Source organism: Pseudomonas sp. AL03, assembly GCF_029960815.1.
Taxonomy (GTDB): domain Bacteria; phylum Pseudomonadota; class Gammaproteobacteria; order Pseudomonadales; family Pseudomonadaceae; genus Aquipseudomonas.
In genome coordinates this window covers 24,852-39,903 of sequence record NZ_JASBRE010000009.1, presented here as the reverse complement: position 1 = coordinate 39,903, position 15,052 = coordinate 24,852, and the positions used below count along the sequence as shown (strand labels likewise).

9 protein-coding genes are annotated in these 15,052 nt (G+C 59.6%); 5 read left to right on the top strand and 4 right to left on the bottom strand.

The window, feature by feature from the left end; all coding sequences use genetic code 11:
* Positions 1 to 91 precede the first annotated feature (91 nt).
* The 3 genes from QK293_RS11085 to glnA form a co-directional block, all read right to left on the bottom strand.
* On the bottom strand, positions 92 to 706 hold the full coding sequence (locus QK293_RS11085; RefSeq protein WP_282377326.1) for a DUF4124 domain-containing protein: 615 nt from the start codon (positions 704 to 706) through the stop codon (positions 92 to 94).
* A complete protein-coding gene (locus QK293_RS11080; RefSeq protein WP_282377325.1) occupies positions 703 to 1,218 on the bottom strand; it encodes a DUF4124 domain-containing protein in 516 nt (171 codons plus the stop codon). The genes QK293_RS11085 and QK293_RS11080 overlap by 4 nt, the downstream gene beginning before the upstream one ends.
* Positions 1,219 to 1,415: 197 nt before the next feature.
* Positions 1,416 to 2,822: a type I glutamate--ammonia ligase gene (glnA, locus tag QK293_RS11075; RefSeq protein WP_282377324.1), complete on the bottom strand. Its 1,407-nt coding sequence runs from the start codon at positions 2,820 to 2,822 to the stop codon at positions 1,416 to 1,418.
* A 331-nt stretch (positions 2,823 to 3,153) separates the two neighbouring features.
* Here glnA and thiI point away from each other — a divergent pair, with 331 nt between their 5' ends.
* Both thiI and typA read left to right on the top strand, forming a co-directional pair.
* Entirely contained in the window at positions 3,154 to 4,608 is a 1,455-nt protein-coding gene (thiI, locus tag QK293_RS11070; RefSeq protein WP_282377323.1) for a tRNA uracil 4-sulfurtransferase ThiI, read from the top strand.
* Between the two features lie 139 nt (positions 4,609 to 4,747).
* The gene (gene typA / locus QK293_RS11065) at positions 4,748 to 6,568 is read left to right on the top strand and encodes a translational GTPase TypA (protein WP_282377322.1); all 1,821 of its coding nucleotides are present in this window, start codon (positions 4,748 to 4,750) and stop codon (positions 6,566 to 6,568) included.
* Positions 6,569 to 6,802: 234 nt separating this feature from the next.
* On the opposite strand, the gene QK293_RS11060 is transcribed toward typA, so the two are convergent.
* Positions 6,803 to 7,246 (bottom strand): YkgJ family cysteine cluster protein, encoded by a 444-nt coding sequence (locus QK293_RS11060; protein ID WP_008149447.1) that lies wholly within the window; start codon positions 7,244 to 7,246, stop codon positions 6,803 to 6,805.
* Between the two features lie 254 nt (positions 7,247 to 7,500).
* Here QK293_RS11060 and QK293_RS11055 point away from each other — a divergent pair, with 254 nt between their 5' ends.
* From QK293_RS11055 to QK293_RS11045, 3 genes are all read left to right on the top strand, one after another.
* Positions 7,501 to 9,951: a glycogen/starch/alpha-glucan phosphorylase gene (locus tag QK293_RS11055; RefSeq protein WP_282377321.1), complete on the top strand. Its 2,451-nt coding sequence runs from the start codon at positions 7,501 to 7,503 to the stop codon at positions 9,949 to 9,951.
* Positions 9,952 to 10,053: 102 nt separating this feature from the next.
* Positions 10,054 to 13,641 carry a DUF2339 domain-containing protein gene (locus QK293_RS11050; RefSeq protein ID WP_282377319.1) on the top strand — a complete coding sequence of 1,196 codons (3,588 nt, stop codon included), beginning with the start codon at positions 10,054 to 10,056 and terminating at the stop codon, positions 13,639 to 13,641.
* Positions 13,638 to 15,011 carry a DUF3999 domain-containing protein gene (locus QK293_RS11045; protein ID WP_282377317.1) on the top strand — a complete coding sequence of 458 codons (1,374 nt, stop codon included), beginning with the start codon at positions 13,638 to 13,640 and terminating at the stop codon, positions 15,009 to 15,011. Before QK293_RS11050 ends, QK293_RS11045 begins: the two co-directional genes overlap by 4 nt.
* Positions 15,012 to 15,052: the final 41 nt, after the last annotated feature.

Here is a 15,052-nt window from a genome sequence, read left to right as displayed (position 1 = left end):
GGCTTTGGCGGGTACTTTCGAACCAAAATGGGTTGAGATGTGGGTATGGTGCAGCCTATCGCACCAATATAGTGCGCAAAGCTGAACGGCGTTAGAAGAAACGCAGGAAGGAATTTTTCGGCTCGATGGGTTTGTCTTTGAGCGGACATTCTGGCCGTTGGCCGTAATCGGGGAGCGCGCAGGGTTTGACCTGGCGCTTCTGCGCCAGGGAGATGCGCAGCATGTGGAACGGCTGGTTGGCTGTGCGCTCAACGATGTGGTCCTGCTCGTCGAGGATTTCCACAGAGAGGTTATGGCTGCCGCGATCGATGTTGCTCAAGGCGAATACCGGGCTTGGGCCGGGCTCTGCGGTGGGTTGGCCGTCGAGGAGCAATCGGTAGCGATGGCCCCGTTGCAGGCCGGGTTCGCTGGTGACGCTGACGATAATCTCGCCAGCGCGCACTGTGGCGTCTGGTTCCGGCACCAGTACGCGGAGCATGTCGTAGCGGAAAAGCGGTTTGGCTTCGGTTTTCTTCGGGGCTGTCATCGGCGCAGCACCGGTTGGGTTGGCGGACATGCGATTGCTCGTCGCCAGCGGCACGCGCTTGGCGTTGCCGGACCTTGGCTGGTCGGTGTAGACCCGATTGCCCTGAGCGTCGACGTAGGTGAAAACCTCGGCCGTCACCGGCAGGGCGATCAAGCAGGCGATCAGCAGCCACACCCTCATGGCTTATGCACCCGTTGTACGGTAAACGTCACGGCGGGACTCTGCTGCACCAGGTTTTTCCCATCGATCACCTGCACAGCGAGGCTGTGTTCGCCGCGATCGACGTTCACCAGTTGCAGGATCGGAACGTTGCTCGGTTGGCCGTAGGGCTGATCATCCAGCAACAACCTCAACAGATGCGGGCCTTGCAGGCGTGGCTTGATCAATACGCTGACGGTGAAAGTGCCGTTGTTGGCGCGTAACGCCTCCTCGGTGGGCAGGTCGGTCAGTTCCAGTACCTCGTAGGCATTGCGTGGTTGCTCACGGCCGTTGGCTTCGACAGGCGGTGCAGGTGCGCCCGGCGGCTGGCTTTCCACACTGTTGAGCGGAGGCAATTCGACCGGTTGAGCTTTAACACCGTCGGGCGGTTGATTGCTGTAGGCGGTGTTGCCGTCGGCGTCGGTGTACTTATAGATCTGCGCTGCAGCGGGCAGGGCGATCACCAGCAAGATGAATAGAAAACCACGACCCATAAAATCGACCAGAAACGAACGCGTTGGATTGCAGCATAGGCGAGTGGTGCCGGTTAGCCCAACCTACCCAACATCCGCTCACATAAACAGCCGCGTTATGATTGTTCCAACGCAGAGCGTGGGAACGAGCGCCCACAAAAAAGGCCTCCCGAAGGAGGCCTCTTTTTGTCACGCCGCGTGGAGCCGACGCTACCGGATTAGCAGCTGTAGTACAGCTCGTATTCCAGTGGGTGTACGAAGGTACGTACTTTGATTTCTTCTTCGCTTTTCAGGGCGATGTAAGCGTCGATGAAGTCGTCGCTGAAAACGCCGCCTTTGGTCAGGAACGCACGACCTTTGTCCAGCTCTTCCAGGGCTTCTTTCAGGCTGCCGCAAACTTGTGGGATCTCTTTCGCCTCTTCAGGCGGCAGGTCATACAGGTTTTTGTCAGCAGCATCGCCAGGGTGGATCTTGTTCTGGATACCGTCCAGGCCAGCCATTACCAGGGCAGCGAAGGCCAGGTACGGGTTGGCTGCTGGATCCGGGAAGCGAGCTTCGATACGGCGAGCGCGAGGGCTGGACACGTAAGGAATACGGATCGAAGCGGAACGGTTGCGAGCCGAGTAGGCCAGCATTACCGGTGCTTCGAAACCTGGGACCAGACGCTTGTAGGAGTTGGTCGACGGGTTGGTGAAGCCGTTCAGGGCCTTACCGTGCTTGATGATGCCGCCGATGAAGAACAGAGCGGTATCGGACAGGCCGGCATAGCCTTCGCCAGCGAAGGTGTTCTTGCCATCTTTGGCGATGGACAGGTGAACGTGCATACCCGAGCCGTTGTCGCCGTACAGAGGCTTAGGCATGAAGGTTGCGGTGCGGCCATAAGCGACAGCCACGTTGTGTACGCAGTACTTCAGGGTCTGAACTTCGTCAGCCTTGGCTACCAGGGTGTTGAACTTCACACCGATTTCGTTCTGACCGGCAGTCGCCACTTCGTGGTGGTGAACTTCGATGACCAAGCCCATTTCTTCCATGGCGTTGCACATGGAGGTACGGATTTCGTGGTCGTGGTCGAACGGTGGAACCGGGAAGTAACCACCTTTGATGCCTGGGCGGTGGCCATGGTTGCCGCCTTCGATGTCTTGGTCGGACATCCACGAACCTTGTTCGGAGAAGATTTTGAACATCGAGCCGGAAATGTCGGACTTGAACTTCACCTGATCGAAGATGAAGAACTCAGGCTCTGGACCCACAAATACGGTGTCACCGATATCGGTCGACTTCAGGTACTCCTCGGCACGCTTGGCGATCGCGCGTGGGTCGCGATCGTAGCCTTGCATGGTCGAAGGCTCGATTACGTCGCAAACGATGATCAGCGTTGGATCTTCGGTGAACGGGTCGAGAACGGCAGTGCTGTCGTCCGGCAGCAGGATCATGTCGGAGGCTTCGATGCCTTTCCAGCCGGCGATGGAGGAACCGTCGAACATTTTGCCTTCTTCAAAGAAAGCGTCATCCAGCGCGTCGCGAGCCGGCATGGTCACGTGGTGCTGAGTGCCTTTGGTGTCCGTGAAGCGCAGATCAATCCATTTGACGTCATGATCTTTGATGAGTTGAACCGACTTCGACATAGTGTCCTCCGGGTGGCTTCGGGCTTAGTAGTGGATGCCCTTGGAATGTGGGTGATGCCGGCGCGAATACTCTGCCAAGGCAACCTGCCTCACAAGGGAGCAAATTGCATGCCAGTGCCCCACCATGGGTTTTTTGCCCCAATATCACGCTTAATAAAGGAACAAAGCAGGGTAGAACTGGAAATCGCGCCCCGTAATGTAGCGTTAAACTCAACAAATGACCTGTTTTGGTGCGCGCAAAACCTTCTGCACATTAACTGGTTAAACCTTGAGCAATTTCCGCTATAATCCGCGCCCCCCTTTTTCGGCTGGCCCAGCGCGCGCTGTTTTCATGAAACTAATCGTAAAAGTCTTCCCCGAGATCACCATCAAGAGCCGCCCGGTACGGATGCGTTTCATCCGCCAGTTGGCCAAAAACATCCGTACCGTGCTCCGCGACCTGGACCCGGCTGTGGTGGTGAACGGTGTGTGGGACAATCTCGAGCTGGAAACCCGCGTCAGCGAGCCCAAAGCCCTGAAGGAGATGACCGAGCGCCTGAGCTGCATGCCGGGCATCGCGCATTTCCTGCAGGTCGACGAATACCCGCTGGGCGACTTCGACGACATCGTCGCCAAGTGCAAGCAGCACTTCGGTGATGCGTTGGCCGGGAAGATTTTTTCGGTGCGCTGCAAGCGTGCCGGCAAGCACGAATTCAGCTCGATGGATGTCGAGAAATACGTCGGCAGCCAACTGCGTCGTCAGTGCGGCGCCGCCGGAATTTCGCTGAAAGAGCCGGAAATCGAAGTTCGTATCGAGATTCGCGACAAACGGTTGTTTGTGATCCACGACCAGCACAACAGCATCGGCGGTTATCCGCTGGGTGCCCTGGAACAGACACTTGTGCTGATGTCTGGCGGTTTCGATTCCACCGTCGCCGCTTACCAGATCATGCGCCGCGGGCTGATGAGCCATTTTTGCTTCTTCAACCTGGGCGGACGGGCCCATGAACTGGGCGTTATGGAAGTCGCGCACTTCATCTGGAAGAAGTACGGCAGCTCCCAGCGCGTGTTATTTGTGAGTGTGCCGTTCGAGGAAGTACTGGGAGAAATTCTCGGTAAAGTCGATAACAGTCATATGGGTGTAGTTTTGAAGCGTATGATGTTGCGCGCTGCTTCCCGTATTGCCGATCGGCTGGACATTGATGCGCTGGTCACCGGCGAAGCGATTTCCCAGGTGTCGAGCCAGACGCTGCCGAACCTGTCCGTGATCGACTGCGTGACCGACAAGCTGGTCTTGCGTCCGCTGATCGCCAGTCACAAGCAGGACATCATCGACCTGGCCAACGAAATCGGTACTGCCGACTTCGCCAAGCACATGCCGGAATACTGCGGGGTCATCTCGGTGAACCCCAAGACCCACGCCAAGCGTCCGCGCGTGGAGTACGAAGAACAACAGTTCGACATGGCAGTGCTTGAGCGTGCGCTCGAGAACGCCAAACTGGTGCCGATCGATCGCGTGATCGACGAATTGGGCCAGGACTTGGAGATTGAAGAAGTCAGCGAAGCGCTGGCTGGTCAGATCGTTATCGACATCCGTCACCCGGATGCCGCTGAAGATGACCCGCTGGGCTTGGCTGGCATCGAGGTACAAGCGATGCCGTTTTATGCATTGAACGCTCGTTTCAAGGAACTGGACCCTACTCGCCAGTACCTGCTGTATTGCGACAAAGGCGTGATGAGTCGCCTGCATGCCCACCATTTGCTCAGTGAGGGGCATGCCAATGTGCGCGTTTATCGACCGAGCTAAGAGCCCGGGGCTGTTTGCCTGTGGCCTGCGTCACCGGCCCCCCGACGCCGCCGTCAAGCTGTAACGGCAAGGCCTGACTCTACTGTTAATCGCTGCCAAGACTTGTCAGCACACCGAATCCTCTGATCGAGATACACAAGTGATCGAAAATCTACGTAACATCGCCATCATTGCTCACGTTGACCATGGTAAGACCACCCTGGTAGATAAACTCTTGCGTCAATCCGGCACCCTGGAGCGCAACGAGCTCAACGACGAGCGCGTGATGGACTCCAACGACCAGGAGAAAGAGCGCGGTATTACCATTCTGGCGAAAAACACCGCCATCAACTGGAACGGCTACCACATCAACATCGTGGACACCCCGGGCCACGCCGACTTCGGCGGCGAAGTTGAACGCGTAATGTCGATGGTTGACTCCGTTCTGCTGCTGGTTGACGCTCAAGACGGCCCTATGCCGCAAACCCGTTTCGTGACCAAGAAGGCTTTCGAAGCCGGCCTGCGTCCAATCGTGGTCATCAACAAGGTTGACCGTCCAGGCGCGCGTCCGGACTGGGTTCTGGATCAGATCTTCGACCTGTTCGACAACCTGGGTGCTACCGAAGAACAACTGGACTTCCAGGTTGTTTACGCTTCGGCCCTGAACGGTATTGCCGGTCTGAAACACACCGACATGGCTGAAGACATGACCCCGCTGTACCAGGCCATTGTTGACCACGTCCCTGCTCCACTGGTTGACCGTGACGGCCCGTTCCAGATGCAAATCTCGGCTCTGGACTACAACAGCTTCCTGGGTGTTATCGGCGTTGGCCGTATCGCTCGTGGTCGCGTCAAGCCGAACACTCAAGTTGTGGCTATCGACATTGACGGCAAGAAGCGTAACGGTCGTATCCTGAAGTTGATGGGTCACCACGGTCTGCACCGTATCGACGTTGAAGAAGCAGCTGCCGGCGACATCGTCTGCATCAGCGGCTTCGACCAGTTGTTCATCTCCGACACGCTGTGCGACCCACTGAATGTTGAAGCGATGAAGCCGCTGACCGTTGACGAACCCACCGTTTCCATGACCTTCCAGGTAAACGACTCACCTTTCTGCGGTAAAGAAGGCAAGTTCGTCACCAGCCGTAACATCAAGGAGCGTCTGGACAAGGAACTGCTGTTCAACGTTGCTCTGCGCGTTGAAGAAGGCGACACCGCCGACAAGTTCAAAGTCTCCGGCCGTGGTGAGCTGCACCTCTCGGTACTGATCGAAACCATGCGTCGCGAAGGCTTCGAAATGGGTGTTGGTCGTCCGGAAGTGATCATCCGCATGGTTGACGGCGTCAAGCACGAACCGTACGAAAACGTGACCATCGACCTGCCGGAAGTATCCCAGGGCGCGATCATGGAACAGATCGGTATCCGTAAAGGCGACCTGACCAACATGGTTCCGGATGGCAAGGGCCGTGTGCGCCTTGAGTACAACATCCCGGCACGTGGTTTGATCGGTTTCCGTAACGAGTTCCTGACCCTGACCTCCGGTGCAGGCATCCTGACCTCGATCTTCGACCGTTACGACGTGATGAAGTCCGGCGACATGTCCGGCCGTCAGAACGGCGTGCTGGTTTCGGTGGCTACCGGTAAGGCGCTGACTTACTCGCTGGAAACCCTGCAAGCTCGCGGCAAATTGTTCCTGGGTCACGGTGAAGACGTGTACGAAGGTCAAATCGTCGGCATCAACAGCCGCGACAACGACCTGGGCGTCAACCCAACCAAAGGCAAGAAGCTCGACAACATGCGTGCTTCGGGTAAAGACGAGACCATCGCTCTGGTTCCGCCTATCCGCTTCACCCTGGAGCAGGCGCTGGAATTCGTTCAAGAAGACGAATTGTGCGAAGTCACTCCTAAGTCCATCCGTCTTCGCAAGAAGATCCTGGGCGAAAGCGAGCGTACCCGCGCTGCCAAGAAAGCCGGTAACTGAGTTTCGACTTAGTTAGCAGCTAAAAAAACGCCCCCGATCGTAAGGTCGGGGGCGTTTTGTTTTGTCTGGCTGTAGCAGCTGCCGAGCCTGCGAGGCTGCGTTCGGCTGCGCAGCAGTCGTGAAATCAAACGCTGCGGTGCATCCTATAAGTCGTATTTTCCGGTCTGCGACTGCTCCGCAGCCGAACGCAGCCTCGCTGGGGCTCGACAGCTGCTACGGGGGATCGAGGCGACGTTAAAACTTCTCGAGGGTCCGACGGCTCTCGCTGGTCTCACGCGCCACTTCTTTCGGCTTGTAAGCGCAATACCCCGGCCGAGGCCCGATTTTCGGATGGTTGCGGCAAGTATCCGGGCGCTTTTCATAAATAGTGCACAGACGGCTCTTACGATCCAGGTACAGGCAATCGTTGTTGCTCATGCGCTGAAGGGTGAAGATCTCGGACTTCTGGTTGTAACGCTCGACGATGCCTTCCTTCTGCAGACGCTTGGCGATGTTCTTTGGTGGCTCGCCGCGCTCGAATTCATCGACGATGCCGATACGGATCAGATCCTTGATCTTGACCTCGACCGGCAGGGTGCAGCAGCTGGAAACGCACGAACCGCACATCGGGGCTGAGTACTTGGCCCAGGTGTCGAGGCGGTCGATCTCCGCAGCGGCGATCAGGTTGGACTTCATCATGGGTTGTTACCAGCGTGCATCAGGGCGCGCGATCATACCGGGACTGGTGAATTTTTGAACAGCCTTTCGCCAGATTTTTTCGTATACCGCCCAGTAACACCTGTAACCCGGCACGGCCCCTGCATTCTTTCCGGTGCGCGACAAGGTAATGTCGATCTATCTCACACTAACGGGAAAAACTGCCGAACCAGAGTTCCAACGGCCTGTCAGACCGTCTAGGCTCAACAACTCCACGCTCGCTCGAGGTCCTATCGATGACTCAAGAACCACTTGTTCGCGAAGCAGAGGTGGCCGCATTTCGCGACGCCGTCTTGACCAAACTCACCTACGCGGTGGGCAAAGACCCGGATCACGCCTTCGACCACGACTGGTTCGAAGCCATTGCCCTGGCGGCGCGCGATCACATGGTCGAGCACTGGATGGACCACACCCGGCAGATCTACCGCAAAGGTCAAAAGCGGGTTTACTACCTCTCCCTCGAATTTCTTATCGGCCGTCTGCTCTACGACAGCCTGAGCAACCTCGGCCTGCTTGATGTGGCCCGCGAGGCCCTGACAGAGCTCGGCGTCGACCTTGAACGCATCCGTCTGTTGGAGCCCGACGCAGCGTTGGGCAACGGCGGCCTCGGTCGTCTGGCCGCATGCTTCATGGAAAGCATGTCGACACTTGGCATTGCCGGCCACGGTTACGGCATTCGTTACGAACACGGCTTGTTCCGCCAGGCCATCGTCGACGGCTGGCAGCAGGAGCAGACCGAACACTGGCTGGATTTCGGCAACCCTTGGGAGTTCGAACGGCCCGAGGTCGTTTACCCGATCGGCTTCGGCGGCAGTGTCGAAACGGTCACCGACGAAACCGGCAAGTCCAGGCAAGTCTGGACGCCAGCGGAAACCGTTCGCGCGATTGCTTATGACACGCCGGTCGTCGGCTGGCGCGGGGCGAGCGTCAACACGCTGCGCTTGTGGCGCGCCCGGGCCATGGAAGATTTGCACCTGGAACGCTTCAACGCCGGTGACCACTTGGGCGCCGTGGCAGAAGTCGCCCGGGCCGAAAGTATTTCTCGGGTGCTCTACCCGGCGGACAGCACCGAAGCGGGCCAGGAACTGCGCCTGCGTCAGGAGTATTTCTTTGTCGCCGCATCCTTGCAGGACTTGCTGCGCCGTCATCGCAACATGCACACCTCGGTCCTGACCCTGGGCGATCATGCAGCGATCCAGCTCAACGACACCCATCCCTCGATTGCCGTGGCCGAGCTGATGCGTCAGTTGGTCGATGTTTACGACGTCGCGTGGGATGCGGCGTGGCAAGTCACCGTCGACACGCTCTCCTATACCAACCACACGCTGCTGCCGGAAGCGCTGGAAACCTGGCCGGTCGGTTTGATGGAGCGGATGTTGCCGCGGCACATGCAAATCATTTATTTGATCAATGCCCAGCACATCGATTCGCTGCGCGCCAAAGGTATTCACGACTTTGAAGTGCTGCGCGCGGTGTCGCTGATCGAGGAAGACAACGGCCGCCGCGTGCGCATGGGCAACCTGGCGTTCCTCGGTTCCCACAGCGTCAACGGCGTCTCCGGCCTGCATACGCAGCTGATGCGCAAAACGGTGTTTTCCGAACTGCACAAACTCTACCCGGACCGGATCAACAACAAGACCAACGGCATCACCTTCCGCCGCTGGCTCTACCAGGCCAACCCGGAGCTGACCTCGATGATGGTCGACGCCCTCGGTCCGGATCTGCTGGACAACGCCGAAGAGCGTTTGCTCGAGCTGGAACCGTTCGCCGAGAAGCCTGCGTTCCGCAAGGCGTTCGCCGAGCAGCGCCTGCACAGCAAAAAAGCCCTGGCGTACATCATTCACGAACGCCTGGGGGTCGCGGTCAACCCGGCAGCGATGTTCGACGTACAGGTCAAACGGATCCACGAATATAAACGTCAGTTGCTCAACCTGTTGCACACCGTCGCGCTGTATCAGGCCATTCGCGCCGAGCCGGAAATCGATTGGGTGCCGCGGGTGAAGATCTTCGCCGGCAAGGCCGCGGCCAGTTATCACCAGGCCAAGCTGATCATCAAATTGACCAACGACATCGCCCGGGTGGTGAACAACGACCCGACCGTGCGCGGGTTGCTGAAAGTGGTGTTCTTGCCCAACTACAACGTCAGTCTGGCGGAAAGCATCATCCCGGCAGCGGATTTGTCGGAGCAGATTTCCACCGCAGGCTTCGAGGCCTCGGGCACCAGCAATATGAAGTTCGGCCTGAACGGCGCGCTGACCATCGGTACCCTCGATGGCGCCAACGTCGAAATGTGCGAACGCATCGGCGTCGAACACATGTTCATCTTCGGCCTCAGCGCTCAGCAGGTTGAAGCGCGAAAGCAGAACCATGAGTTCAATGCGACGCCGGATATTGCGGCGTCACACCGTTTGAATGACGTGCTGCAAGCGATACGCGGCGGGGTGTTCTCGCCGGATGATCCGTCCCGTTACGCAGGATTGATCGATTCGCTGATCGACTATGATCGCTTCCTGGTCTGCGCCGATTTCGACTCTTACTGGGACGCGCAGATGCGGGTTGAAGCCCATTGGCACGATTCGAACGAATGGTGGCGTTCAGCGGTGTTGAGCACTTCCCGGATGGGCTGGTTCTCCTCCGACCGGACGATTCGTGAGTACGCCACGGATATCTGGAAAGCGCTGGAGTAACTTTTAGCAATAATTGCGAGCAAGGCCCGACGTTTGTTGGGCCTGATCGATATACTGAGCGTCAGTTCGCCGGATTGGCCACTGCGCTTAGGGATATCGACAATGCAATGGATGTTCATGCTGATTGGGCTGGTGCTGGGTTGGATACTCGACGAGTCGTTCAGCGATGCGCTGCTGGGCGGGCTGCTCGGGTTGGGAATTGGCCAGGCCATTCGCATTGGCCGCCTGGATTCACAAACTGTCGAGCAGCGCCGGCTGCTTGAACAGGTGCAGGTGGCGCTGAGTGCGGTCGAGCAGCGTTTGGCATTGCTGGAGGTGTCAGGCGTCAAAGCGCCGCAAATCAGTGAACCCGTTGCCAGCGAGGCCGGCGCACCTCTTGAATTCATTCTCGACGAAATCCCTGCCGAGGCCCCGGAGCTGATCTGGGAACTCCCTCCCGAACTCGAACCGATCACCGCGGCCGCTGCTGAAACCAGACGTCCACTGCGCGACGATCCCTGGAAACCCGAGCCAGTCGCCCGCGAGCCGCAACAGCCCGTCATCCCGCGCGGTCCGAATGTCATCGAGCGCGCCATCAGCGGCGCCCGCAACTGGCTGTTCGGCGGCAACACCGTGCTGCGGGTCGGTGTGGTGCTGTTGTTTCTCGGTCTGGCGTTCCTGCTGCGTTACGCCACCGAAGGCATGGTGGTGCCGATCGAGTTGCGTTACGCCGGTGTCGCGGCGGCTGCGTTGGGCTTGCTTGGCCTGGGTTGGTGGCTGCGACTGCGCAACAGCCATTACGCGTTGATGCTGCAAGGCACCGGGATCGCGGTGCTGTACCTGACGGTGTTTGCCGCAATGCGCCTGCATCCGCTGCTCGATCCTACTGCAGCGTTGGGCCTGCTGGTCGCGGTGACGGTGTTTTCGGCGATTCTTGCCATCACCCAGGACGCGCTGGGTCTCGCCGCCGCTGCGGCACTCGGCGGTTTCGCGGCGCCGATCCTGACCTCCACCGGCGCTGGCAACCCTGTCGCGCTGTTCAGCTACTTTGCCTTGCTCAACGCCGGCATCCTCGCCATCGCCTGGTTCAAGGCCTGGCGGCTGCTCAACTTGATCGGCTTCGTCGGCACCTTCGGCATCGGTTTCGCCTGGGGCCTGCGTTCCTACGCGCCGGAATTGTTGTGGAGCACCGAGCCGTTTCTGATTGTGTTTTTCCTGATGTACCTGGCCATCGGCCTGCTGTTCGCTCGGCGCAAGCTGCTGGAAATGAGCGATGCACCCGAGGATGACAGCCGAGAGGCGCTGCTGCGCTGGTCGACGCAAAAGGGTGATTACGTCGACGGCACGATGCTGTTCGGTCCTCCGTTGGTGGGCTTCGGTTTGCAGTTCGCTCTGGTTCAGCATCTCGAGTTTGCCGCTGCCTTCAGCGCGTTGGCGTTGGGCATGATTTACATGGGCCTGGCACGGTTGCTGATGGGCGGACGAGCGTTGCTGCTGGCGGAAACCTGTCTGGCGCTGGGCGTGATCTTCGCCAGCCTGGCCATTCCGTTGGGGCTCGATGCGCGCTGGACCGCTGCTGCATGGGCCGTCGAAGGCGCCGGAATCTTCTGGCTTGGCCTGCGTCAGCAACGACCGCTGGCCCGAGCCTTTGCCTTGCTGCTGCAATTGGGCTCGGCCCTGGCGTTTGTCAGCGAATTGCGGATCGGCGACAGCAGCTTGCTCGACGGCGCTCCACTGGGCGCGTTGATGCTCGGCGCGGCGTTGTTGTTCAGCTTCTATCAATTGCGCAAAGCCTTGCCCGAACAAGCGTCGGAATGGGAACGCAAAGGGCTGCCCGTATTGGCCTGCCTCGGTCTGACCTTCCTCTATCTGCTGGCGCCATTGTTCTTCCTGACCCACGGCACCGCGATCAGTTGGGCACTGGCGGGGTTGGCGACGTTGTTTGTCGGCTTGCGTCTGCAATCGCGCACCTTCCTGTTCACCGCGTTCGCCGTGCAATTGCTCGGCGGTGCGTTGTTCCTGCTGCGGCTGCAAGGCTCCAGCGGTGAGTCTGCCGCCGTGTTCAGCGCTGGCTGGAGCGGTTTGCTCAGCGCGTCCTTGATCGGCCTGGCGTTGATCGCCGGCATGTTGTTGGCGGCTCGCGATCAGATGGTCCGAAGTGACGTGCGATTGCTGCGCGGCTTGTCGGTGGTGCTGCTGGCCGGTCTGGTGTTGATCAATCTGGCGGTGCTGTTCGTCCTGCCATGGCAAACGGCGAGTGCGGTATGGGCGGCCAGTGGTCTATTCATCATTTGGCTGAGTCTGTACCTGAAGCAGCGCGTGAGTTTTGTCTTCGGTCTGCTGTTGCAGGTGATTGGCGGCGCGGCGTTCCTGTTCGCCGGTCCGGACCTGCTCGGGCCGCTGGCCAGCGAAGGTTTGAAACCTCTGGCCCATAGCGGCTTCTGGACGCCGCTGGTGTTGGGCTTGGCCGCGATGGTCGGAGCGTGGCGCTTGCAGCTCGGCAACCATGCCTCGGCGTTTGATGTGCTGAGCTTGCAGCGTTTGTCCGAAGTGCTGCTGGTGTGGGGAGCGGGCTGGTGGGCGCTGGCGTGGATCAGCGAAGTGCTGCGCTTTGCACCGCTGAATCTGCAAGCGACGTTGCTGCTGGCCGTTGCGGCGCTGAGCGTTGCGCTGTGGACGGTGTTGGCGTTGCGTTCGAAATGGTCGGCGCTGGGCTTACTCTGCACCTTGCTGATTCCTGCTGCCGGGTTGGTGTTGCTTGCTGCGTGGCACTCGCGTTATCACCCGGCGGCCAATGTGGGTTGGCTGGTATGGGCGGCCGTGTTCGTTGTGCATTTCATCTCTCTAAGACGTCTGGCGCCGATGCTGCCGGCGCGCGCCCTCAGTACCGCCCACGTGCTCGGTTGCTGGCTGTTGATCGGCGTGCTGGCCCTGGAGCTGCGTTACGGCCTGTTGCTGTTGTCCGAGCAGTACAACGCCTGGCGCTGGTTGGGTTGGGCGATTCTGCCGAGCCTGTATTTGGTGCTGATGGCGGCCCCCCGTGGCTGGCCATGGCCGGTATCGGCTTATCCGCGCGAATACCGTGTCTATGCCGCCGCGCCTCTGGCGTTGCTGATGCTCGGCTGGTTCTGGCTGGCGAACGTCGTCAGCGACGGCACCGCCGAGCCGTTGCCTTACGTGCCACTGATCAATCCGCTGGAGTTGGGTTTGCTGTTTGCGCTGTTCGGGGTTTATGTCTGGTCCCGCAGCGCCGTGACGCAACTGGCGATTCGCAAGGACTACTTTGATCACGCCACGCAACTGATCGCTGGCGCCTCGCTGTTTGTGTTCTTTACTGCGCTGGTGATGCGCACAGCCCACCATTGGGGCGGTGTGCCGTTCGAACTGGAGGCGTTGCTCGAATCCATGCGGGTGCAGGCCGGTCTGTCTATCGTCTGGACCTTGATGGCCTTGAGTCTGATGATCGGCGGTCATCTGCGTGATCGCCGCGAAGTCTGGCTGATCGGTGCGGGGCTGATCGGTGTGGTGGTGGCCAAACTGTTCTTTGTCGAGTTGAGTAACCGCGGCGGACTCGCCCGGATCGTCTCGTTTATCGGCGTTGGCGTGTTGCTGTTGGTCGTGGGCTATTTCGCCCCGTTGCCGCCCAAGCGCGCCGAGTCTGTGCCGGAGGCTGAAAAACCGGCCCCGCAAACCGAAGGAGTGTCCTCTTGAGTCAGAAGCTGAACTTGGGTTGGTTGGGCGCTGTTGCGCTGGGTGTGGCGCTGTCGGCCAGTGCTCAGGAAAAACCGGCGGACTTCGCCACCCAAGTGCCGTTGTCCGTGAGCGGCGAAGGCCCGTGGTATCGCCTCGAATTGCCCTTGAGTGTGCAATTGAATGCGCGGCAAACCGATCTCAGCGATGTGCGCGTGTTCAATGCCGCCGGTGAGGCTCAGGCTTATTCCTTGGCCCGCGCGCCAGCGCAAACCAGCGAAAACCGCACCCTGACCGACGTGAAATGGTTCCCGCTGTACAACTCGGCGGATTCCACCGAGCACGCACCGAGCGTGCGGGTGCAATCGAATGCCAACGGCACGCTGGTCGAAGTGCAGCCGTCCAGTCAGTTGGAGGCGGGCGAAGAAATGCTGCGCGGCTGGTTGCTCGACGCCAGCAGCATTAAAGCACCGTTGCAGCAGTTGATCCTCGACTGGACCAGCGAACGCGACGGCTTCCAGCGTTTCTCCATCGAAGCCAGCGACGACTTGCAACATTGGCAGTCGTGGGGCGAAGGTCAGGTGGCACGCCTGACGTTTGCCGATGAACGGGTCGAGCAGCATGACGTCGCTCTGCCGGGTCAATCGGCCCGTTATCTGCGCTTGCTGTGGAACACGCCGCAATCGGCCCCGACGTTGACCTCGGCGCAACTGCAAAGCGCCAAGACCCGCAGCCTGCCGCTACCGCTGGTCTGGTCACAACCGCTGGCCGGCAGCAGCGTGAAGGCGGGTGAATACACCTGGCAATTACCCATGGGGCTGAATGTCGAGCGCTTGCAGGTCGAGTTGAGTCAGCCCAACAGTTTGGCGCCAGTGACCTTGTCCGGTCGTCGGGAAAGCAGCCTGCCGTGGCAGCCGCTGAGCAGCGGTTTGCTCTATCGCCTGACCCAGAATGGCCAGGACGTGGTGCAGAACGAATTGCAGCTGTCAGGGCAAACCGTGCAGCAGTTGAAGCTGACGGTGGACGAGCGCGGTGGCGGTCTGGGGGCCGAGGCTCCGACTGTGCGGTTCGCCGTGCGCTCCACTCAATTGGTGTTTCTGGCGCGCGGGGCGGGGCCTTATACGCTCGCACTCGGAAGTGCCACGGTGAAGGCGGCGAGCCTGCCGCTGTCGACGTTGATTCCGGATTACAGCGCTGCAAAGTTGGCGACGTTGGGCAAGGCTACGGTGGAGGGCGGGGCGGTGGTCACGCCGGCGTCGACAGTGACAACGGCTGCTGCGACTGACACCCATTGGAAGAAGTTCGGGTTGTGGGCGGTGTTGCTGCTCAGCGTTTTGTTTCTGGCCGGGATGGCATTCAGTCTGTTGCGCAAGCCGCCGGTCAAGCCTTGAAACTGGCAGCAACGCCCGGTGCACATCCGGGCGGTTTCGAA

Excerpts from the sequence above, each read along its gene's own strand:
- thiI (WP_282377323.1), top strand. The coding sequence starts at position 3,154 with ATGAAACTAATCGTAAAAGTCTTCCCCGAGATCACCATCAAGAGCCGC.
- glnA (WP_282377324.1), bottom strand. The coding sequence starts at position 2,822 with ATGTCGAAGTCGGTTCAACTCATCAAAGATCATGACGTCAAATGGATT.
- QK293_RS11050 (WP_282377319.1), top strand. The coding sequence starts at position 10,054 with ATGCAATGGATGTTCATGCTGATTGGGCTGGTGCTGGGTTGGATACTC.
- QK293_RS11060 (WP_008149447.1), bottom strand. The coding sequence starts at position 7,246 with ATGATGAAGTCCAACCTGATCGCCGCTGCGGAGATCGACCGCCTCGAC.
- QK293_RS11080 (WP_282377325.1), bottom strand. The coding sequence starts at position 1,218 with ATGGGTCGTGGTTTTCTATTCATCTTGCTGGTGATCGCCCTGCCCGCT.
- QK293_RS11085 (WP_282377326.1), bottom strand. The coding sequence starts at position 706 with ATGAGGGTGTGGCTGCTGATCGCCTGCTTGATCGCCCTGCCGGTGACG.
- QK293_RS11055 (WP_282377321.1), top strand. The coding sequence starts at position 7,501 with ATGACTCAAGAACCACTTGTTCGCGAAGCAGAGGTGGCCGCATTTCGC.